Source organism: Streptomyces spiralis, assembly GCF_014654675.1.
Lineage (GTDB): Bacteria > Actinomycetota > Actinomycetes > Streptomycetales > Streptomycetaceae > Streptomyces > Streptomyces spiralis.
The window spans coordinates 93,441-114,490 of record NZ_BNBC01000012.1 but is presented as its reverse complement, the minus strand read 5'-3'; the positions used below and the strand labels follow the sequence as shown (position 1 = coordinate 114,490).

The following is a 21,050-nucleotide window of genomic DNA, read 5'->3' as shown; positions in this document are numbered from 1 at the left end:
TGCTATCCCGCCCCGCTGAGAACCCGCGCCGGACCCGTGGTGCTGTCCGGCGCGCGTAAAGCGCTCAGCTCTCGCGCTTCTCCTTGATCTTCGCGGCCTTGCCGCGCAGCTCACGGAGGTAGTACAGCTTGGCGCGGCGCACGTCACCCCGGGTGACGAGCTCGATCTTCTCCACGATCGGGGTGTGCACCGGGAAGGTGCGCTCGACGCCGACGGAGAAGGAGACCTTGCGGACCGTGAAGGTCTCGCGCACGCCGGAACCCTGGCGGCGGATCACCACGCCCTTGAACTGCTGCACACGGGAGCGGTTGCCCTCGATGACGCGGACGTGGACGTTGACGGTGTCGCCCGGGCGGAAGGCCGGGACGTCGCTGCGCAGCGACGCGGCGTCGACGGAGTCGAGCAGGTGAGACATTTCGTCTGCTTTCTTCGCCGATGCCACAGGTCATCAGCGGAAACTAGGGGGTTTTCCGAAAGGGACCGCCGTGCGGTCGGGGCGGGCGTCGTGTCCCCCTGTGGCAGGGGCGCACGCCGGACGGCGCACAGCAGCGGCCTATTCTTCCACGTCGTCGGTCCTGCGCCAAAATCGGCCGTACGACTCGCCGTCGGGGTCAGGCGCCCAGCCCAGGATGGACAGCATCTCGCGGTCCTTCTTGTCGAAGGCCTTGGGGTCGCAGCGTTCGATCAGGTCGGGCCGGTTGGCCGTGGTGCGCCGCAGGGCCTCGTCGCGGCGCCAGCGGGCGATCTTCCCGTGGTGGCCGCTCAGCAGCACCTCGGGGATTCCGCGCTCGCGCCACCGGGGCGGCTTGGTGTAGACGGGGCCCTCCAGCAGGCTCGCCATGGCGCCGGGCGCGAAGGAGTCGTCCCGGTGGGACTCGGCGTTGCCGAGGACACCGGGCAGCAGCCGGGCCACGGCCTCCGTGACGACCAGGACGGCCGCCTCTCCGCCGGCGAGCACGTAGTCGCCGATGGACACCTCGTAGACGGGCATGCGGGTCGCGTACTCGTCCACGACCCGGCGGTCGATGCCCTCGTAGCGGGCCGGGGTGAAGATCAGCCAGGGGCGTTCGGAGAGCTCGACGGCGAGTTCCTGGGTGAAGGGGCGCCCGCTGGGGGTCGGGACGATCAGCGCGGGCGCCCGGGAGCCGGTCTCGTAGCCGTCGGCGAGGACGGAGTCCAGGGCGTCGCCCCAGGGCCCGGTCATCATCACCATGCCGGGACCGCCGCCGTACGGGGTGTCGTCGACCGTGTTGTGGCGGTCGTGCGTCCAGGAGCGCAGATCGTGCACGTGCACGTTCAGCTGCCCGCGCGCGCGTGCCTTGCCGACGAGGGAGACGTTCAGCGGCTCCAGGTACTCGGGGAAGATCGTGACGACGTCGAGGCGCATCAGGACTCGTCTCCGGAGTCCTCGGCTGCCTGGGGGGCCTCGGAGTCCTCGGCGGCCTCGGGCGCCTGCCAGGAGGCGGCGTCCCGCGAGGAGGCGATCTCGGCACGGTCGTCGATCAGACCCGGCGGCGGCGCGATGACGGCCCTCTGCTCCTCCAGGTCGATCTCGGTGACGATCTCCGCGACGAAGGGGATCATCACCTCGGTGCCGTCCGGACGCTCGACGATGAACAGGTCCTGGGAGGGCAGGTGCGAGATCTCGCTGATCCGGCCGACCGTCTCACCGTCCTCGGTGACCACGTCGAGGTCGATCAGCTGATGGTCGTAGTACTCGTCCTCCTCCTCGGGCAGCTCGTCCGGGTCCACCTCGGCGATGAGCAGGGTGTTGCGGAGGGCTTCGGCGGCGTTGCGGTCGCCGACGCCCTCGAAGCGCAGCAGCAGACGGCCACTGTGGACGCGTCCGGTCTCGATGGTGAGCGGTCCCGCGGAGGCGGGATCGGTGGCGAGTACGGCGCCGGGCGCGAGCCGGAGTTCCGGCTCGTCGGTACGGACCTCCACGGTGACCTCGCCCTTGATGCCATGGGCACGGCCGATCCGTGCGACTACCAGCTGCACGTGTCCAAATCTCCTGTCATACGACTGCGGGCCGGGGACGGCCCAGTGGCCCTCCCCGGCCCGAGCCGGTTGCGATGCGTCAGCGGATGTTGTCCACGTCGACGAGGTCGACACGGACACCACGACCGCCGATGGCACCCACGACGGTGCGCAGGGCGCGTGCGGTGCGGCCGTTGCGGCCGATCACCTTGCCGAGGTCGTCCGGGTGGACCCGGACCTCCAGCACGCGTCCGCGGCGCAGGTTGCGCGAGGCGACCTGCACATCGTCAGGGTTGTCGACGATGCCCTTCACGAGGTGCTCAAGCGCCTCTTCGAGCATGCTGCTCAGGCCTCGGTCGACTCGGACTCGGCGGCCGCCTCGTCCTTCTTCTCAGCCTTCTTCTTCTGGGTGATCGCCTCACCCTTGCCCTCGTCCTCGCCGCCAAGGGCCTCGAACGACGGACGCGCGGCCTTCTCCTGCGGCTGCAGCAGCGGCGCAGGGGCGGGCTCGCCCTTGAACTTCTGCCAGTCGCCGGTCTTCTTCAGGATGGCGAGCACGGGCTCGGTGGGCTGGGCGCCGACGGAGAGCCAGTACGCCACACGCTCGGCGTTGACCTCGATGCGCGAGGGGTTCTGCACCGGGTGGTACAGACCGATCTCCTCGATGGCCCGGCCGTCACGGCGGGTACGGGAGTCGGCGACGACGATGCGGTAGTGAGGCGAACGGATCTTGCCCAGACGCTTCAGCTTGATCTTGACTGCCACGGGAGTGGGTTCTCCTGGATTTGACGTGGTTGGGCACGGCGGAGACGCCGCGTGGGGTTGCGGTACCCGAGTGCCCGACGGACGCGTCAGCCGGAGGAGAGAGGGGTCCTGTGCGGCTGTCGAGTACAGCTAGTCATTGTGCCATACGCCGCGGGTCGCCTCTGGCGCGGGGCGGAACCCGCCGCGCGCGGGCACGCCTGACCCGCACCCGGCGTTCCGGGTGCTCGAGGCGTGGCCCCGGGGTACGGCTGCCACGAGCAGCCGTACCTCAGCTCGCCGCGGCGCCCACGATCTCCGGGATCCTGAACGGCTTCCCGCAGCCACCGCACATGATCGGGGCCTGGGCAAGTACCGAGGGGACGACCCGGACGTTGCGGCCGCAGTCACAGACCGCCTTGACCCGTACCCCGCCGCCGGAGGAGCCGTGCCGGGCCGCCGGGCCGCGGAAGGTGCGGCTGGTGTCGGCGGACGTGGCGGCCGTGTGCGCCTTCAGCGCGCGCTGGAGGCGCTCGATGGTCGGACGGTAGCGCCGCTTCGCCTCGGGGCTGAGCGTGACCAGCGAGAAACCGCTGCTCGGGTGCGGCTCCTCCGGATGGTCCAGGCCCAGCTCCTCGGCGATGGCGAGGAACCGACGGTTGTGGTAGCGGCCGGCACGCGAGGTGTCGCGCACTCCGCGCGCGGCGGCGATGCCGTGGACTGCCTCATGGAGCAGTCGCTCGAAGGAGAGTTCGTGTCCGCACGCGGACGACGACTCCCCGATCAGGGACTCCGGCGCGGCGAGATCCGGCAGCTCGGGGTGGTACCGCTGAATGTCGGCCCACGCCTGCGCCAGTTCCGCGGCGAGAACAGGTGGTGTCTGTGTCGTGCTCACGTAATGAGAACGAGCGTGGGGCCCACTGTGTTCCTATTCCGGGGCATCCCAAATAATTTTCACGTACCCGTCAGTTGCCGCTGATGCGTCCTGACGAGGGCGGGTGCGCTGAACTGCGGAGAAGCCTCACAGCTCGTATCAAGGTGGTGCGTAGGCCCGCGTACGCACCCGCGCGTAGGACCGGCTCGCACACCGGTGCGCATGTCCTCGGACGATGTGCAAGAGGCGTTTCGGCCGCTTCCCGAGCGGAAGCCTGTACCTGGGTCAGCGTGCGCGACGGCCGTGACGTTACCGGGCGCGTCCCCGGCGTCCCGCACCGGCCCGCTCCGGTGGGCGACCGTACGGCGCGGCGAGGCCCGGGTTACCGGATTGTGAAATCTCGCGCCAGGTGCCCGGAAGACACCAACCATGGCCTCACGACCCCTGGACGCGTTGCGGAGCGGGGAGTTACCTGGCATACGGGAAGTGCGGCGCACGGGGGCCACGGAATCGGGCAGCGGCAACCTCTCGGCGGATTGGGGCGCTTATCCATGACACCTACGCTCGTGCGGCAGCATGCGGAACTCGCCGGGCCGCCGCCCCAGGTGGATCTGCGGGCCCGCGCGCGTGACTGGGCCGAGATCCAGGAGCGGATGCTGGTGCCGCTCTACGAGGCCGTCCACGAGCGACTGGAGGTGGGCCGCGGCACCAGGGTGCTCGCCCTCGGCTGCGGCTCCGGGCTCGCCCTGCTCATGGCCGCCTCCAGAGGAGCGGCCGTCACCGGTGTCGACCCCTGTTCACCCGAACGGCTCGCTCTCGCACGCCGGCGGCTGCAGCCCGAGGCATGGGGCACGCGCGCGCGTGCGGACGCCCGCGTGCTCGACGGACCGGTCGACGACCTCACGGACACCTCCGGCACGGGGACGCCCGCGTACACCCTGGTGACCGCCTTCGAGCCCATCGGGTGCCTCGCGGGCGACTCGGCCGCCCTGGCCGGGCAGCTCAGCGCGGCCGCACCGCTCGCCGAACGCGGGGCGCCGGTGGTGCTGGCGGGCTGGGGACCGCCCGAACGGTGCGCCACGTCCTCGGTGGTGCGCGCAGTCGTCCGCCCGGCCGATCCTCCGGCCGCGCTGCGCGACGGCCTGGAGGAGGTGGCCCTCAGCGCCGGTCTGCGCCCGGACGGCTCCGGCCGGGTGGCCTGCCCCTTCGGTTACGCCGGCCTGGACAGCGCGGTCCGCGGCATGCTCTCCACGGGGCTGTTCGACGCGGCGATCGCGGCGAGCGACGAGAACCAGGTCGGCAAGGAACTGACGGAGGCCCTGCACGCCCACCAGCGGCCCGACGGCACCGTGTGGATGCCGAATGTGTTCCGCTATCTGATCGCGCGGACCGCCTAGGTGTCCCGTCAGGAGGTCTGCCCAGGGGGCTGTCCCGGGTCTGCCGCGGCCGCCTCCGGGTCCTTCTTCAGGCGCGGTATGCCGGCGACCCGGTAGGCGTCGGCCTCCTCCAGCGTCTCGTTCTCCAGCAGGGCCGCGGCCAGCGCGTCCAGCTGGTCGCGGTGGTCGCCCAGCTTGCGGCACGCCTCCTCGTAGCACTCGTCGACGATGCGCCGCATCTCGGTGTCGATGGTGTCGAGGGTCTGCGGCGCGGCGGCCAGCCCGTATGCCTGCTGGGCGTCGCTGGGCAGGGCCGACAGACGGCCCAGGTGCTCGCTCATGCCCCAGCGGGCCACCATCCCGCGCGCGATGTTGGTGACCTGTTCCAGGTCGTTCTCCGAGCCGGTCGTGATCACTCCGTAGACCACGTGCTCCGCGGCCATGCCGCCGAGGGCGCCGATGATCCGTCCGCGCAGGTACTCCTCGGTGTACGCGTACTTGTCGGACTCCGGCGTCGACAGGGTCACCCCGAGGGCCCTGCCGCGCGGCACGATGGTGATCTTGCGGACCGGGTCGGCGCCGGGCTGGAGCATGCCCAGCAGGGCGTGCCCGCTCTCGTGGTAGGCGGTGCGCCGCCGCTCCTCCTCTGGCATCACCAGGGCGCGTTCCGCGCCGAGCTGCACCTTCTCCAGGGCCTCGGAGAAGTCGGCCTGGGTGACCGACCGCTGCCGCCGCTTGACCGCGAGCAGGGCGGCCTCGTTGGCCAGGTTGGCCAGTTCGGCACCGGTCATGCCCGGGGTCGTACGGGCCACCCGGGCGAGGTCGACGTTCGGCGCGAGCGGGATGTCCCGGGTGTGGATCCGCAGGATCGCCTCGCGGCCGCCCCGGTCCGGCTGCGCGACCGAGACCAGCCTGTCGAAGCGTCCCGGGCGGGTCAGGGCCGGGTCCAGGACGTCGGCGCGGTTGGTCGCGGCCAGCACGATCACGCCCTCGGAGCCGGAGAAGCCGTCCATCTCGGTCAGGATCTGGTTCAGCGTCTGCTCGCGCTCGTCGTGGCCGCCCATCGACGCGCCGCCGCCCCGCACCCGGCCGATGGTGTCGATCTCGTCGATGAAGATGATCGACGGGGCCACCTTGCGGGCCTCCGCGAACAGCTCGCGCACCCGGGAGGCGCCGACGCCGACGATCATCTCGATGAACTCGGACGCGGACGCCGAGAAGAACGGCACCCCCGCCTCACCGGCCACCGCGCGCGCGAGCAGCGTCTTGCCGGTGCCGGGCGGGCCCGTGAGCAGCACACCGCGGGGCATCTTGGCGCCCATGCGGCGGTAGTCGTCCGGATACTTCAGGAAGTCGACGACATCGTCCAGCTCACCCTTGACCTCGTCGATTCCGGCCACGTCGGCGAAGGTCGTGCGCTGGGTGCCCGGCCGCAGCTCCACCGGCCGGGGCGGTGTCCTGCGGCCGAAGAGGCCGCCGGCTCCGCCCAGTCCCGCTCCGATCCGCCGTGCGAAGAAGATCCACAGCACCGCCAGGACCGCGATCGGCGCCAGCGACAGCAGCAGGTTGGACACGAAACCGCGCTCCTGCACCACCGGCTGCGCGGTCACGGTGACCTTGTGGCTGCTCAGGCTCTGCCAGAGGTTGTCGCCGGCGAACGCCGGCCGCTGCGTCTTGAACTTGGTGTAGGTGCCGCCGCCGCTGGGCTTGGGACGGGCGCTCTTCAGCTGCCCCTGGATGGCGTCGCCCTTGGAGTAGATCGTTCTGACGTTGCCGGCGTCGACCTGCCTGCTGAACTCCGTGTACGAGATCGTCGGCTCGTTGCCCGTGTTGTAGTAGCTCAGCCCGCCGTAGGCCACCAGGAAGACGATCACCGCAGTGATGAGCAGCCCCCACCATCTGCCGCGCAGCTTTCGCCCGCCGGGCCGCCTCGGCGGCTCCTCCGGGGTGCCTTCGGTGCGCCACGGCTGATCAGGTGCCTTGCGTGGTGGCGCGGCATTGCTCATATCTGGACGTTACGGCAGATGCCCGGCCCTGGCACGCGCTGAGGGCGCCCCCCATGTGGGGGACGCCCTCGACGTCGTACGGCCGGGCGCGCGTGGTACGGCCGGGCGCGCCTCCCGCCGGGCGTGTCAGCCCATGAACTTCTTGAACTCGTCCGGCAGCTCGAAGTTCTGGCCCTCCTGCTGCGGCAGCCCGAGCGCGTTGCCGCTCTGGGCCGCGGCGGCGCGGCGCGCGGCCTCCTCCTGCTCCTGCTGCTTGCGCTTCATCGGGTTGCCCGAGCGCTGCTTGCCCTTGGTCTTCTTCTGCTGCTTCTTCTGCCGGCCGGGGCCGCCGCCCATGCCCGGGATCCCCGGCATGCCGGGCATGCCGCCGCCCTGGGCCATGCGGGACATCATCTTGCGGGCCTCGAAGAACCGCTCGACGAGGTTCTTCACCGCGCTGACCTCGACGCCGGAACCCCTGGCGATACGGGCGCGACGGGAGCCGTTGATGATCGTCGGGTCCTGGCGCTCACCCGGGGTCATCGACTTGATGATCGCGGCGGTGCGGTCGACGTCGCGCTCGTCGATGTTGTTGATCTGGTCCTTGATCTGCCCCATGCCCGGCAGCATGCCGAGGAGCTTGGAGATGGACCCCATCTTCCTGACCTGCTCCATCTGGGACAGGAAGTCGTCCAGGGTGAAGTCCTGGCCCTTCTTCGACGCCAGCTTGGAGGCCATCTTCTCGGCCTCTTCCTGGCTGAACGTCTTCTCCGCCTGCTCGATCAGGGTGAGCAGGTCACCCATGTCGAGGATGCGGGAGGCCATCCGGTCCGGGTGGAAGGCGTCGAAGTCGTCGAGCTTCTCACCGTTGGACGCGAACATGATCGGCTTGCCGGTGATCTGCCGGATCGACAGGGCCGCACCACCGCGGGCGTCACCGTCGAGCTTGGAGAGCACCACACCGTCGAAGCCGACGCCGTCGCGGAAGGCCTCCGCGGTGTTCACGGCGTCCTGACCGATCATCGCGTCGACGACGAAGAGGATCTCGTCGGGGCCGACCGCGTCCCGGATGTCCGCGGCCTGCTGCATCATCTCGGTGTCGATGCCGAGGCGGCCGGCGGTGTCCACGATCACGATGTCGTGGACCTTGGTGCGCGCGAAGTCGATGGAGTCCTTGGCGACCTTGACCGGGTCACCGACGCCGTTGCCCGGCTCGGGCGCGTAGACGGCGACGCCGGCGCGCTCGGCGACGACGCTGAGCTGGTTCACGGCGTTGGGACGCTGAAGGTCACAGGCGACCAGCAGCGGGGAGTGGCCCTGCTCCTTGAGCCACCTGCCGAGCTTGCCCGCGAGGGTGGTCTTACCGGCACCCTGCAGACCGGCCAGCATGATCACGGTCGGCGGCTGCTTGGCGAAGCGCAGGCGGCGGGTCTCGCCGCCGAGGATGGTGACCAGCTCGTCGTTGACGATCTTGAGGACCTGCTGGGCCGGGTTCAGCGCCCTGGAGACCTCGGCCCCGAGGGCGCGCTCCTTGACGTTCTTGATGAACGTACGGACGACGGGCAGCGCCACGTCGGCTTCCAGGAGGGCGATGCGGATTTCGCGCGCCGTGGCGTCGATGTCCGCCTCGGAGAGCCGCCCCTTGCCACGCAGGTTCTTGAAAGTCGCTGAGAGGCGGTCGGAGAGAGTATCGAACACAGCGGCGTCGGTCCTCGGAGTAGGAGTCGTCTTGGGCTGCCCTCCAGGGTATCCGGCCCTGCAAGCGATTCGTCCCCACCCGCTGAAGACAGCGAGCAGGGACACACCCCGCCCGGCGCGGACCGCGAGGTCAGGCCCGCAGCGCCTCCTCCAGCCGCCGTGCCACGGACGCGGCCTCCTCCTCGGGCAGCGGGTCGCCCGCGGGGCCGGTGACGTAGAACGCGTCGACGGCGTTCGCGCCCAGCGTGCTCACGTGCGCGCTGCGCACCCGTACCTTCGCGTCCTCCAGCGCCCGCCCGATGCGGAACAGCAGTCCCGGCGCGTCCTGGGCGCGGACCTCGATCACGGTGGCGTGCCGGGAGGCGGCCGGGGCGACCGTCACACGCGGCGGGGGCGCCACCACGCCCCGGCGGCGCGGGTAGGCGGCGTCCCGTTCGGCGAGCCGGCCCGCGATGTCCAGGGAGCCGTCCAGGGCCCGCACGAGGTCGGCGCGGAGCCGGGCGGCCTGGGGCAGCGAGCCGTATTCGGCAGCGACCCGCCAGTTCAGCAGCAGCACGGTGCCGTCGTCGACGCCGTCGGGCAGCTCCAGGGCGCGCAGCTCGGCCGTGCGGACCGTCAGCCGGTGCACGGCCAGCAGCCCGGCGACCGACGGCAGCACGCCCGGCTGGTCGGGGACGGCGATCAGCAGTTCGACGCCGAGGCGTTCGGGTTCCCCGGAGGGCTCCCCGAGGGGCGCCTCGGGCTGCGGGCGCAGCGCCAGGACCGGGCCGCCGGTGCGCCAGGCCTCGACGGCGAGCCGCTCGTGCTCGGCGGTGGGCGCGGCGGCGGTCTCGGAGTCGTCGGGTACGTCCCCGGCGAGGACCGCGGAGACCCGCCGGACCAGCTCGGCGACGAGGGATCCGCGCCAGGACGACCAGGCGGCCGGGCCGGTGGCCAGCGCGTCCGCCTCGGTCAGGGCGTGCAGCAGTTCCAGCGTGCTCTGGGTGCCGACCGCGTCGGCGACCGCGCGGACGGTGGCGGGGTCGTCCAGGTCGCGCCGGGTGGCGGTCTCGACGAGCAGCAGGTGGTGGCGGACGAGACCGGCGAGGACGGCCGCGTCGGCGCGGTCGAAGCCGATCCGCCCGGCCACGTCCCGGGCGATGGTCTCGCCGGTCAGGGAGTGGTCGCCGGGCCAGCCCTTGCCGATGTCGTGCAGCAGCGCGGCCACCAGGAGCAGGTCGGGGCGGCCGACCCGGCGGGTGAGCGCGGAGGCGCGCACGGCCGTCTCGATCAGATGGCGGTCGACGGTCCAGACGTGGACGGCGTTGCGCTGCGGGCGGCAGCGCACCCGCTCCCAGTCGGGCAGCAGCCGGCTGATCAGGCCCTCGGCCTCCAGCGCCTCCCAGACGTCGACCGTGGGGCGGCCGGAGCCGAGCAGGGTGACCAGCTGTTCGCGGGCCTCGGCGGGCCAGGGCGTGGGCAGGGGGCCCGCGGCGGCGGCCAGGCGGCGTACGGCGTGCAGGGAGAGCGGGAGGCCGGCCTGCGCGGCGGCGGCCGCGGCGCGCAAGGGCAGCACGGGGTCGCGTTCGGGGCGCGCGGTACGGGCGAGCACCACCTCGCCGTCCTGCTCCACCACCCCTTCGGCGAGCGGGGACCTGTCCGCCGCCTGTTTGCCGCCGCCCAGCATGGCGCGCAGCCTCGGCCGCACGGCCCGTGACCTGAGCACGCGCCCCACTTCGCGCCAGGTGACGTCGCTGGCGTAGGAGATGACCCGCGCCGCCTCGTACACCTGGCGCAGCAGGGCGTCGGCGTCGAGCAGGTCCAGCGCCGTGGCGACCTGGTCCTGCTCCTGGAGGGCGAGCCGGTCGGTGGCGCGGCCGGTGGTCAGATGCAGGGCGTCCCGTACGTCGAGCAGCCGGCGGCGGGCGTCGGCGAGGCCCTCTCGCGGGGCGTCGGCCAGCCAGGAGGCGGCCACGGCGCGCAGGGCGGTGGCGTCCCTGAGTCCGCCGCGGGCCTCCTTCAGGTCCGGCTCCAGCAGGTAGCGCAGCTCACCCTGACGGGCGGCACGTTCGGCGCACAGCTCCCTCAGCTCGGGCAGGCGCCTGGCCGCCTGGTTGCGCCAGTCGGCGAGGACGGTCGTGCGCAGCTGGGCGGTCAGGGTCACGTCGCCCGCGAGGTGGCGGGCGTCCAGCAGGCCGAGCTGCACCTTGAGGTCGTCCCCCGCGGTCCTGCGGGCCTCGGCCGGGGTGCGGACCGAGTGGTCGAGGGCGAGACCGAGGTCCCACACCGGGTACCAGAGGCGGTCGGCGAGGGCGGCGATCGCGCCGGGGTCGCCGCCGTCGTGCAGCAGGAGCAGGTCGAGGTCGCTGCGCGGGGAGAGCTCGCCGCGTCCGTAGCCGCCGACGGCGACCAGGGAGACGCCCCGCGGCGGCCGTCCGGCGCCCGTCTCGGCCGCGACCGCGTCGAACAGGCCGGCGAGCCAGTCGTCGGTCAGTCCGGCGAGGGCGGCACGGCGCGGCGGCCCGGACCGCGCCCCCTCATCGAGGAGGCGCAGCCGGGCCGCCGCATAGCCGCCGGGTCCCGAGTTCTCCGCTTCGTCCCGCACATCCGTACCCGTCACCCGGCGACTCCTGTTCTCGTGCTCAGAGCGCGTCTGTCATGCCGTTCAGAGCGCGTCCGGGCCGCGCTCGCCGGTCCGCACCCGGACGGCCGTGTCGACCGGCAGGCACCAGACCTTGCCGTCACCGATCTTGCCCGTGCGGGCCGCCTTGACCACGACCTCGATGAGCTGTTCGGCGTCATCGTCCTCGGCCAGTACCTCGATACGGATCTTGGGCACCAGGTCCACCGTGTACTCCGCGCCGCGGTAGACCTCGGTGTGCCCGCGCTGCCGGCCGTAGCCGCTGGCCTCGGTGACCGTGAGGCCGTGGACGCCGAAGGCCTGCAGGGCCTCCTTGATCTCGTCGAGCCGGTGGGGCTTCACGACGGCGGTGATGAGCTTCATGCGTCCACCTTCTTGCTCTGCGCGCTCTGGATGCTCTGCGAGGCGGCGCCGGCGGTCAGGGCGCCGGCGACCCCGCCGCCCGCGCCGCTGAAGTCGTATGCGGTCTCGGCGTGCTGGGCCTGGTCGATGCCGGAGATCTCCTCGTCCTCGGTGACCCGCATCCCGATGGTCTTGTCGATCAGGAAGGCGAGGACGGCCGAGGCGACCAGGGAGTAGGCGAGGACGGCGAAGACTCCGGCGCACTGCTTCCAGAACTGGTCCAGACCCCCACCGTAGAACAGGCCCTTGACGTCGGACTGCCCCTTGCCGCTGGCGAAGAAGCCGATCAGCAGGGAGCCGAGGACACCGCCGACCATGTGGACGCCGACCACGTCGAGGGAGTCGTCGTAGCCGAACCTGTACTTCAGGCCGACCGCCATGGCGCACAGGACACCGGCGATGACGCCGACGGCGATCGCGCCGAGCGGGGAGACGGCGCCGCCGGACGGCGTGATCGCGACCAGGCCGGCGACGGCGCCGGAGGCGGCACCGAGCGTGGTGCAGGCGCCGTGGCGGACCTTCTCGTAGCCGAGCCAGGCGAGCATGGCGGCGGCGGTGGCGATCTGGGTGTTGACGAACATCAGCGGGCCGACGCCGTCGTCGTTGCCGAGCCAGGAGCCGGCGTTGAAGCCGAACCAGCCGAACCACAGCAGGCCCGCGCCGAGCATGACCAGCGGAAGGCTGTGCGGGCGCATGGGGTCCTTCTTGAAGCCGACCCGCTTGCCGATGACGAGGATCACGCCGAGCGCCGCCGCACCGGCGTTGATGTGCACCGCGGTGCCGCCGGCGAAGTCGATGACGCCGAGGTCGAAGGCCCAGCCGCCGGTGCCCCAGACCCAGTGGGCGACCGGGAAGTACACGATCGTCGCCCACAGCACCACGAACAGCGACCAGGCGGTGAACTTCACCCGGTCGGCCAGGGCGCCGCTGATCAGGGCCGGAGTGATGATCGCGAACATCAGCTGGAAGACGGCGAAGACGAAGACCGGGATGGTGTAGCCGGGCCACAGGTCCGCCTTGCCGATCCCGCCGAAGCCGACGAAGTCGGAGGTCCAGCCGACGAGCGAGCCGTGGTCGGTGCCGAAGGCCATCGAGAAGCCGTAGAGCACCCAGAGAATGGTGACGATCCCGAGGCTGATGAAGCTCATCATCAGCATGTTCAGCGTGCTCTTGACGCGGACCATGCCTCCGTAGAAGAAGGCCAGGCCCGGGGTCATCAGCATCACCAGGGCGGAACAGATCAGCATGAAGCCTGTGTTGGCGGACGACAGCTTGGGTGCGTCCGCCGCAAGCATGATGGCTGGTGCCATCGGCGTCTCCTCGTCGGTTGTACGGCCCCGTGCGGGCGAAGCCTTGAGCGGTCCGGGCATCGGGTCCGGGCAGTGTCCGGGCCATGAGGGGTGGGCCGGTTATGCGCCATGAGACTGGCGCAGCGCGGTTTCAGTGGAAGCCCCTCGTTGTTTCGCCGGGGTGACGAAGGCGCCGTGCGTGTTACGCATGGATGAACTACGCGCGGGCACGAGTCCGGCCGCGGCGGCCTTCCGATGACCTGGCATGGGGGAGCCGAGTCGGGCAGTTCGGGAGGGCCGGCCGCGGCCGGGGTTCAGGGTGTCGTGACGAGGTCGAAGGTGTCGTGACGGGGTTCGGGGGCGGGATCAGACGGCCTCGGCGGTTTCGGGCAGCTCGGCGGCGAGCTGCTCGGTGAGGTCGATGACCTCGCCCAGGTCGCCGTAGTCGCGTACGGCGTTGTCGACGGTCTTGCGGATACGGGTGTTCACACGCTCGGAGCGGACCTTCTTGGCCACCTGCATGGCGTGCGCGGCATAGCGGGTGCTCTGCTCGGGCTCGCGCTGGAGCAGATGGACCGTGGCCATGCCGATGAGGTTCAGCGCGTACGACCGCTGGTGTTCGTGGTCCTCGGCGAAGAGCCGTACGGCCTTCTCCATCAGGGGCTCGGCCAGCGAGGCGTACGTGGGGCTGCGGCCGGCGACGTAGGCGAGGTCGCGGAAGGAGTGGGAGTTCTCGCCGTACAGCTCGGCCTCGGAGAAGAAGCGGATCCAGTCGGGGTCCGGCTCGTCCCAGTCCTCGGCGTCGGCGAAGGCGTCCTCGGCCATCCGCACCGCGCGCTTGCACTTGCCGGGCTGGCCCATGTTGGCGTAGGCGCGGGCCTCCATCGCATACAGCATCGACTGGGTGCGCGGACTGGCGCAGTCACGGCTGCCGTACTGGGCGAGATGGACGAGCTCCAGGGCGTCGTCGGGGCGGCCGAGGTGGATCATCTGGCGGCTCATGCTGGACAGGACGTAGGAGCCGAGCGGCTTGTCACCGGCTTCCTTGGCGGCGTGCAGGGCGAGCACGAAGTACTTCTGCGCGGTGGGCTGCAGACCGACGTCGTAGCTCATCCAGCCGGCCAGTTCGGACAGCTCGGCGGCGACCTTGAACAGGCGCCTGGTGGTGGCCTCGGGCTGGGGCTCCTGGAGGAGGTCCGTCACCTCGTGCAGCTGGCCGACGACGGCCTTGCGGCGCAGGCCGCCGCCGCACTGCGCGTCCCACTGCCGGAACATCCTGGTGGTGGTCTCCAGCAGCTCCAGCTCGGGGCGGGAGAGGCGGCCGGGGCGGCGGTTCGCGGCGGACGGCTCGGGCTCGCCCAAGGGGGCCGGGGGCGAGGGCACGAGCCAGCGCTGCAGCGGCTCGATGAGGGACGGGCCCGCAGACAGCACCAGCGAGGTCCCGAGGAAGCCGCGCCGCGCCAGCATCAGGTCGCTGCGCGAGAACTCGCTGAGCAGGGCCACCGTCTGCGGGCCCGTCCAGGGCAGGTCCACGCCGGTCGCCGACGGCGACTGGCGGACGGTGCGCAGTCCCAGGTCCTCCACCGAGACGACGCACCCGAAGCGCTCGGAGAACAGCTCCGAGAGAATCCTGGGGATCGGTTCGCGCGGGTTCTCGCCGTCCAGCCAGCGCCGTACGCGCGAGGTGTCGGTGGAGATGTGGTTGGCGCCCAGCTGGCGGGCCCGTCGGTTGACCTGACGGGCGAGCTCGCCCTTGGACCAGCCGCTGCGCACGAACCACGAGGCGAGCAGCTCGTTCGGGCGCTTGTCGCTCGCAGCGTTCGTCCCGCTACCGCCTTTGCCGCTCACTGGAACGCCCCCATTCCTGAGACCACTTGTCGCCGAGTGCGCCAAGCCCTATCAGAATGCCGGTGACCGCCGCCGCCCGTCCGCCGGTTCTCACCCGTCGAACGGAGGGCCGACTTGCCTCCGGCATACCCACGAGTGCATGTGCCCCCAGGACTCGCACACTCAGAGTAATCCTACGATCACCGTTCCAGCCATGGGGATCCTTGAAACGCCACCATTCGCCACCCCTTCGAATGAACTCTCGGTGGCCTTGGCGCGATTCACTTGACATAGGACAACCGCGGGCCGGTGAAGCGGTGCACACCGGGGCGCGTGTTGACGAGCGCACCACCTGGGGCGCATCCGGACGCCGCCTGGAGCCGGCGCGGCCGGGGAGGGCCGAGAACAGAGAGTCACGATCCGCATCCGAGTCGTAACCATCGAGGCGGCGGACCCGTTGGAGGGGGCATGGGCTTCACGATCGGCGGCATTCGCGAGATCCGCTCCGGCGCGCGGCGGCGCGGCCGGTCGTACCGCTCCTCGGAGTGCACGGCGGTGGCCGAGTACACGGGGCTGTGGGGCTGGGACGTGGTGCGGGGCGCGCGGGCCGTCGGCGGCGCCTGCTCCTGCGGCCGCGCAGACTGCCCGGCGCCGGGCGCCCACCCGCTGGACTTCGCCCCCGAGATCCCGGCCGGGGCCACGCTCGACGAGGTGACCAGGGCGTGGGCCGAGCTGCCGGGCGCCGCGGTGATGCTGGTGGCCGGGCGGGCGTTCGACGCGATCGAGGTCGCCGAGCCCACCGCGCGGCGCGCCCTGACCCGCATGGAGCGCATGGGCCTCCCCCTCGGCCCGGTGACCGCGACCCCGGACGGCCGCGCCCACTTCTTCGTCGCCCCGGGGACGGCGTCCCAGCTGCCCCGTCTGCTCTACCGCATGGGCTGGGACGACCCGGCCTCCCTCGACCTGCGCGGCCTGGGCCCGGGTACGTACCTCACGGCCCCGCCCTCGGATGTCGGCGGCCGGGGCCCGGTCCGCTGGCTGCGCCCACCTGCCCTCGACACCGCGGGCCCCCCGGAGGCCCGCCTGCTGCTGGGCACCCTGGCGTACGTGGCCCATCGCTCGAGGGCGCGGGAGAACTGAACCAGCGGCTCACGTCCACATCGGCACCGCGTCCCATACGACGGCAGCGCCCGTCCCCACTGGATCAGGGGACGGGCGCTGCCGTGCGGAGGAGGGCGGTCAGTCGCCGATGAGGGCGTCGACGAACGCCTCCGGCTCGAACGGGGCCAGGTCGTCCGCGCCCTCGCCGAGCCCGACCAGCTTGACCGGGACACCCAGCTCGCGCTGGACCGCGACCACGATGCCGCCCTTGGCGGTGCCGTCGAGCTTGGTGAGCACGATGCCGGTGATGTCGACGACCTCGGCGAAGACCCGGGCCTGCACCAGGCCGTTCTGTCCCGTGGTGGCGTCGAGCACGAGCAGCACCTCGTCCAGCGGGGCGTGCTTCTCGACGACGCGCTTGACCTTGCCGAGCTCGTCCATGAGGCCGGTCTTGGTGTGCAGGCGGCCGGCGGTGTCGATGAGCACCACGTCGGAGCCCATCTCCTTGCCCTCCTTCACCGCGTCGAAGGCCACGGAGGCGGGGTCGCCGCCCTCCGGGCCGCGCACGGTGTAGGCGCCGACCCGCTCGCCCCAGGTCTGCAGCTGGTCGGCGGCGGCGGCGCGGAAGGTGTCGGCGGCGCCGAGCACGACGCTGCGGCCGTCGGCGACCAGGACCCGGGCGAGCTTGCCGGTGGTGGTGGTCTTGCCGGTGCCGTTGACGCCGACGACCATCACGATGCCCGGCTTGCTGGTGGCGGGCTCGGTCTTCACGACGCGGTCCATGTCGGTGCCGACCAGGGTGAGCAGCTCCTCGCGCAGCAGCCCGCGCAGCTCCTCGGGGGTGCGGGTGCCGAGCACGCGGACCCGCTCGCGCAGCCGCTCGACCAGCTCCTGGGTGGGCTGCACGCCGACGTCGGCGGTCAGCAGGGTGTCCTCGATCTCCTCCCAGGTGTCCTCGTCGAGGTGCTCGCGGGACAGCAGAGTGAGCAGGCCCTTGCCCAGGGCGTTCTGCGACCGGGAGAGACGGGCGCGCAGCCGGACCAGACGGCCGGCGGTGGGCTCCGGAACCTCGATCTCGGGTACCGGGAGCTCTTCGACGACGGGCGGCTCCTCCACGGCGACGGGAGGCGCGCCGTCCGGAAGATCCACCTCCTCGATCGTCCGCCGCGGCTCCTCGCGCGGCGTCTCGGCCTCCTCGCCGACATGCGGCTCGGCCGGAGGGGCGGTGATGTCGGGCGGGCTGGGCGGTGGCGGCGGCAGCGGCTTCCTCCGCCGGCTGCCGACGACGAGCCCGCCGAGCGCGCCGAGCACCACCACGGCGATGACTACAGCAAGGATGATGGTTTCCATAACGCGTCCAGTATCGGCCATGGGTACCGGCGGGAACCGGTTTGTGTGTTCCGCCGAGAGACAAACGCCACTTAAAGCAATGAGTCGGATCAAAGTACGATGGTCCCGGTCGCGTCCGTACGCGTAGAGTCCCGACGTCACCGTCCCCCGCGAGGGCCCGCTCGACTCCCCCACGACGGCATCTCGCGCCCCCCACGAACGAGGCACGGACCACTTCTTCATGAGCAAGACCGCCGAGACCGAAGGCGCGCTGGAAACCCGTGGCATCGAACAGGTGCCCGACCATGAACGCACCGCACGGACCCGCGAGCTGTTCCCCACCTGGGTCGGCGCCAACATCAGCGTGCTGCTGCTCACGATGGGCGCGAGCCTCGTCGTGGCCTACCACCTCAACCTCTGGCAGGCGCTCGTCGTCGCCGTGGCCGCGCCCGTCGTGTCGTACGGCCTGGTCGGGCTGATCGGCATCGCGGGCAAGCGCGGCGGGGCGCCCGGCATGGCGCTGTCCCGCGCGGTCTTCGGACAGCGCGGCAACCTGCTGCCCGGTTCGCTGATCTGGGTCGCCCGCTGGGGCTGGGAGACGATCAACGCGGTGACCGGCGCCTACGCCATGCTCTCCATCCTGGACATCGTGTTCGGTCTGAAGGCGAACAGCGTGCTGGACATGGTGATGCTGCTGGCGTTCGTGGTCGCGACCTTCGCGATCTCCGGGCTCGGCATCAACGCCGTGCAGAAGTGCAACAAGTACGCGACGTACCTCTTCGGCCTCTTCTCGGTGCTGGTCCTGGGCTATCTGGTCGTGGACACCGACTGGTCGAAGGTGTTCGCCCACTCCGCCGGTTCGACGGCCGCGGTGATCACCGGTATCGGCATGATCGCGGCGGGTGGCGTGAGCTGGATCCCGAGCGCTCCGGACTTCACCCGCTACCTGCCGCGCACGGCCTCGTCCAGGGCGATCGTGGGCACGTCCGTCGGCGGCGCCGGCATCGTCGTCCTGCCCATGGTGCTCATGGGCGCGGTGATGGCGGTCTCCACCCCGGACCTGGCGTCGGCCTCCGACCCGGTCTCCTTCCTCGGCGAGATCCTGCCGACCTGGATCGCGGTGCCGTACCTGCTGATCGCGCTGATCGGCATGCTGCTGATCAACTCGATGTCCATGTACTCGGCCGGCTTCACCGCGCAGACCCTCGGCTTCAAGGTGCCGCGCCACTGGGCGGTCTCGGTCAACGCCGTGATCTCGCTGGCCTTCGGCGGGGTGCTGATGCTGGTGGCGACCAGCTTCATGGGCTCCTTCATCGCCTTCCTGTCTCTGCTCGCGGTCGCCTTCTCCGCCTGGGTCGGCGTCTTCGGCGCGGACATGCTGCGGCGTAAGGAGTACGACGGCGCGGCCATGGCCGACACCACCCGCACCAGCGCCTACTGGTACCGGGGCGGCTTCTCCCCGGCCGCGGTGGCCGCCTGGGCCATCGGCCTCGGCGCGGGCCTGCTGTTCACCACGTCCGACTGGTTCACCGGCCCCCTCGCCCACAACAACATCATCGGCGAGTACGGCCTCGGCTGGGTCGCCACCATCGTGATCTCCGGCGCGCTGTACCTGCTGCTGCCGAAGCCGACGGCGCCGGCGCCCCCCACGGCGGCCACCACGGCCCCCGTCGAGCAGCCGGAGACCGTCACCGTCTGACGCTCGGCCACAGTCCCCCTCCACGGCATCTCGGTGGAGGGGGACTTTCGCATGCGCAGGGGCCGTACGCGTGGCACCCGGCGCCCCGCAGGAGGCGCACCCCGACCAGCCGCCCACCGGACGGCGCACCACACCCCGACGACGGGAAAGCCGCAAGCGGACGGAAGCGGACCGTGGGGGTGCGTCCACAAGCCCGCCGCGTACTGCGGTCCCTCCTCCGACCAGCCCGACCCCTCCGGGCCGTATGTCCGTGTGCGGCGGGCTGGACGCACCCCCACGGCCCGCGCCCCACAACGCGCCCCGGGCGCCTTCCACAACGCACGGCAGGCACCTCCCCCACAACGCACGGCAGGGCACCCCCCACAACGCACCACACGCGCCCTCCACAACCCACCGCGGACGACCCACCGGACCGCAGACACGCGGGCACGCACGCAAAAGCCGCCGCCCCCCGGTCCGGGCAGTGGCCGGACCGGGGGGCGGCGGACGGTGCGAGGAGAGGGGCAGCGGGGATTTGGCCCGTCTCCTCGGGACTGTGGGGGCTGCCAGGCAGGAGTTACCCCATCTCCTCCAGCGACTTGCCCTTCGTCTCCTTGACGAACTTCAGGACGAACGGGATGGAGAGCGCCGCGAAGACCGTGTAGATCACGTACGTACCGGAGAGGTTCCAGTCGGCCAGCGACGGGAAGCTCGCGGTGATGGCCCAGTTGGCGATCCACTGCGCGGCGGCGGCCACGCCGAGCGCGGCGGCGCGGATCTTGTTCGGGAACATCTCGCCGAGCATGACCCAGACGACCACGCCCCAGGACAGGGCGAAGAAGAGTACGAACACATGGGCGGCGATCAGCGCGACCCAGCCCTGGGTGGCGGGCAGCCTGCCGTCCACCAGGTGGGCGGAGAACGCCCAGGCCTCCAGCGCGAGGCCGACGGCCATGCCGATCGAGCCGATCAGCGCGAGCGGCTTGCGGCCGACGCGGTCCACGAAGATCATCGCGATCACGGTGCCGACGATGTTGATGATCGACGTCGTGAACGAGTAGAAGAACGAGTCCGTCGGGTCGACACCGACCGACTGCCACAGCGTCGAGGAGTAGTAGAACGCGACGTTGATGCCGACGAACTGCTGGAAGACCGACAGGCCGATGCCGACCCAGACGATCGGCTTGAAGAAGAAGCCACCGCCGAGCAGGTCCTTGAACGAGGACTTGTGCTCGCTGGTCATCGCGTGCTCGATCTCGGCGACGCGGGCGTCGAGGTCGACGTCCTTGCCCTCGACCTCGGCGAGGATCTCCCGGGCGCGGTCGCGCTTGCCGACGGAGAGCAGGAAGCGCGGGGACTCGGGGATCGCGAAGGAGAGCATGCCGTACAGGACGGCCGGGACGACCATGACGCCGAGCATGACCTGCCAGGCTTCCAGGCCCATCAGCGTGCCGCGCTGGTCACCGCCCGCCGCGTTGAGCAGTCCCCAGTTGACCAGCTGGGAGAGGGCGATGCCGACGACGATCGCGGCCTGCTGGAAGGAGCCGAGGCGACCGCGGTAGGCGGGCGGGGCGACCTCGGCGATGTAGGCCGGGCCGATCACGGAGGCCATGCCGATGGCGAAGCCGCCGACGATGCGCCAGAAGGCCAGGTCCCACAGCGCGAAGGGCAGCGCCGAGCCGACGGCGCTGATCGTGAACAGGACGGCGGAGATCTGCATGCAGCGGATGCGGCCGATCCGGTCGGCTATGCGGCCGGCGGTCGCGGCGCCGATGGCACAGCCGATCAGGGCGACGGCGATGACCTGGGCGAGGGCCGCGGAGCCGATGTCGTAGCGGTCCCGGATGGCCTCGACGGCGCCGTTGATGACGGAGCTGTCGTAGCCGAAGAGGAAGCCGCCCATGGCGGCAGCCGCCGCGATGAAGATGACGTGCCCGAGATGTTCGGGGTGAGCCGTCCTGGCTCCTGTCTGAGGTGCCTGCGTAGTGCTGGTCACGTGTATCTCCTCGGGCCGCGGCAACGCTGCCGCGTGGGGGGCGAGCCCTTACAGGTGAGACCTGAAGGTAAAAGTGACGTTGCTGAGACTATGCCTTCAAGTTTCGAAGTCAATAGTTTCAGTCACTATGAGATTCGGGACACGCGACGCTCAC

Annotated in this window: 17 protein-coding genes; 3 read left to right on the top strand and 14 right to left on the bottom strand. The window is 71.2% G+C overall.

What is annotated here, in order from left to right; all coding sequences use genetic code 11:
- Nucleotides 1–64: 64 nt before the first annotated feature.
- The 6 genes from rplS to IE318_RS15045 form a co-directional block, all read right to left on the bottom strand.
- The gene (gene rplS / locus IE318_RS15070; RefSeq protein ID WP_030168262.1) at nt 65–415 is read right to left on the bottom strand and encodes a 50S ribosomal protein L19; all 351 of its coding nucleotides are present in this window, start codon (nt 413–415) and stop codon (nt 65–67) included.
- Between the two features lie 138 nt (nt 416–553).
- Nucleotides 554–1,387: a tRNA (guanosine(37)-N1)-methyltransferase TrmD gene (trmD, locus tag IE318_RS15065; RefSeq protein ID WP_030168264.1), complete on the bottom strand. Its 834-nt coding sequence runs from the start codon at nt 1,385–1,387 to the stop codon at nt 554–556.
- Nucleotides 1,387–2,001: a ribosome maturation factor RimM gene (rimM, locus tag IE318_RS15060; RefSeq protein WP_189900560.1), complete on the bottom strand. Its 615-nt coding sequence runs from the start codon at nt 1,999–2,001 to the stop codon at nt 1,387–1,389. Before rimM ends, trmD begins: the two co-directional genes overlap by 1 nt.
- 79 nt (nt 2,002–2,080) lie before the next feature.
- Nucleotides 2,081–2,320 (bottom strand): RNA-binding protein, encoded by a 240-nt coding sequence (locus IE318_RS15055; protein WP_030168271.1) that lies wholly within the window; start codon nt 2,318–2,320, stop codon nt 2,081–2,083.
- Nucleotides 2,321–2,325: 5 nt separating this feature from the next.
- Complete coding sequence (gene rpsP / locus IE318_RS15050; RefSeq protein WP_030168274.1) at nt 2,326–2,745, bottom strand: 30S ribosomal protein S16; 420 nt, start codon at nt 2,743–2,745, stop codon at nt 2,326–2,328.
- 268 nt (nt 2,746–3,013) lie between these two features.
- On the bottom strand, nt 3,014–3,616 hold the full coding sequence (locus IE318_RS15045; RefSeq protein ID WP_030168278.1) for a hypothetical protein: 603 nt from the start codon (nt 3,614–3,616) through the stop codon (nt 3,014–3,016).
- A gap of 530 nt (nt 3,617–4,146) precedes the next feature.
- On the opposite strand from IE318_RS15045, the gene IE318_RS15040 reads away from it, so the two are divergent.
- Nucleotides 4,147–4,992, top strand: coding sequence for a methyltransferase domain-containing protein (locus IE318_RS15040; RefSeq protein ID WP_189900557.1), 846 nt, complete (start codon nt 4,147–4,149; stop codon nt 4,990–4,992).
- Nucleotides 4,993–5,000: 8 nt separating this feature from the next.
- Here IE318_RS15040 and ftsH read toward each other — a convergent pair whose 3' ends face one another.
- The 6 genes from ftsH to nsdA all read right to left on the bottom strand — a co-directional run bounded on the left by ftsH (nt 5,001) and on the right by nsdA (nt 14,813).
- Nucleotides 5,001–6,977, bottom strand: a complete 1,977-nt coding sequence (gene ftsH / locus IE318_RS15035) for an ATP-dependent zinc metalloprotease FtsH (protein ID WP_189900555.1) — start codon at nt 6,975–6,977, stop codon at nt 5,001–5,003.
- Nucleotides 6,978–7,103: 126 nt separating this feature from the next.
- Complete coding sequence (gene ffh, locus IE318_RS15030) at nt 7,104–8,654, bottom strand: signal recognition particle protein (protein WP_030168287.1); 1,551 nt, start codon at nt 8,652–8,654, stop codon at nt 7,104–7,106.
- A 130-nt stretch (nt 8,655–8,784) separates the two neighbouring features.
- The gene (locus IE318_RS15025) at nt 8,785–11,253 is read right to left on the bottom strand and encodes a [protein-PII] uridylyltransferase (protein ID WP_189900553.1); all 2,469 of its coding nucleotides are present in this window, start codon (nt 11,251–11,253) and stop codon (nt 8,785–8,787) included.
- 45 nt (nt 11,254–11,298) lie between these two features.
- Nucleotides 11,299–11,637, bottom strand: coding sequence for a P-II family nitrogen regulator (locus IE318_RS15020; RefSeq protein WP_030168294.1), 339 nt, complete (start codon nt 11,635–11,637; stop codon nt 11,299–11,301).
- Nucleotides 11,634–12,986: an ammonium transporter gene (locus tag IE318_RS15015; RefSeq protein ID WP_030168297.1), complete on the bottom strand. Its 1,353-nt coding sequence runs from the start codon at nt 12,984–12,986 to the stop codon at nt 11,634–11,636. The genes IE318_RS15020 and IE318_RS15015 overlap by 4 nt, the downstream gene beginning before the upstream one ends.
- Nucleotides 12,987–13,331: 345 nt before the next feature.
- Nucleotides 13,332–14,813 (bottom strand): transcriptional repressor NsdA, encoded by a 1,482-nt coding sequence (gene nsdA, locus IE318_RS15010; RefSeq protein WP_189900551.1) that lies wholly within the window; start codon nt 14,811–14,813, stop codon nt 13,332–13,334.
- Nucleotides 14,814–15,260: 447 nt separating this feature from the next.
- On the opposite strand from nsdA, the gene IE318_RS15005 reads away from it, so the two are divergent.
- Nucleotides 15,261–15,932, top strand: coding sequence for a bifunctional DNA primase/polymerase (locus tag IE318_RS15005; protein WP_189900549.1), 672 nt, complete (start codon nt 15,261–15,263; stop codon nt 15,930–15,932).
- A gap of 99 nt (nt 15,933–16,031) precedes the next feature.
- Here the strand turns inward: IE318_RS15005 and ftsY are convergent, their stop codons facing one another.
- Nucleotides 16,032–17,243, bottom strand: coding sequence for a signal recognition particle-docking protein FtsY (gene ftsY, locus IE318_RS15000; RefSeq protein WP_030168306.1), 1,212 nt, complete (start codon nt 17,241–17,243; stop codon nt 16,032–16,034).
- Between the two features lie 220 nt (nt 17,244–17,463).
- On the opposite strand from ftsY, the gene IE318_RS14995 reads away from it, so the two are divergent.
- Nucleotides 17,464–18,921: a cytosine permease gene (locus tag IE318_RS14995; RefSeq protein ID WP_189900547.1), complete on the top strand. Its 1,458-nt coding sequence runs from the start codon at nt 17,464–17,466 to the stop codon at nt 18,919–18,921.
- Nucleotides 18,922–19,477: 556 nt separating this feature from the next.
- Here IE318_RS14995 and IE318_RS14990 read toward each other — a convergent pair.
- Nucleotides 19,478–20,896 carry a sugar porter family MFS transporter gene (locus IE318_RS14990; RefSeq protein WP_030168312.1) on the bottom strand — a complete coding sequence of 473 codons (1,419 nt, stop codon included), beginning with the start codon at nt 20,894–20,896 and terminating at the stop codon, nt 19,478–19,480.
- Nucleotides 20,897–21,050 lie beyond the last annotated feature (154 nt).

Coding starts and splice junctions, on each gene's coding strand:
- IE318_RS15055 (WP_030168271.1), bottom strand. CDS start 2,320: ATGCTCGAAGAGGCGCTTGAGCACCTCGTGAAGGGCATCGTCGACAAC.
- IE318_RS14995 (WP_189900547.1), top strand. CDS start 17,464: ATGAGCAAGACCGCCGAGACCGAAGGCGCGCTGGAAACCCGTGGCATC.
- IE318_RS15005 (WP_189900549.1), top strand. CDS start 15,261: ATGGGCTTCACGATCGGCGGCATTCGCGAGATCCGCTCCGGCGCGCGG.
- IE318_RS15015 (WP_030168297.1), bottom strand. CDS start 12,986: ATGGCACCAGCCATCATGCTTGCGGCGGACGCACCCAAGCTGTCGTCC.
- trmD (WP_030168264.1), bottom strand. CDS start 1,387: ATGCGCCTCGACGTCGTCACGATCTTCCCCGAGTACCTGGAGCCGCTG.
- ftsH (WP_189900555.1), bottom strand. CDS start 6,977: ATGAGCAATGCCGCGCCACCACGCAAGGCACCTGATCAGCCGTGGCGC.
- rplS (WP_030168262.1), bottom strand. CDS start 415: ATGTCTCACCTGCTCGACTCCGTCGACGCCGCGTCGCTGCGCAGCGAC.
- IE318_RS15020 (WP_030168294.1), bottom strand. CDS start 11,637: ATGAAGCTCATCACCGCCGTCGTGAAGCCCCACCGGCTCGACGAGATC.
- ftsY (WP_030168306.1), bottom strand. CDS start 17,243: ATGGAAACCATCATCCTTGCTGTAGTCATCGCCGTGGTGGTGCTCGGC.
- IE318_RS15040 (WP_189900557.1), top strand. CDS start 4,147: ATGACACCTACGCTCGTGCGGCAGCATGCGGAACTCGCCGGGCCGCCG.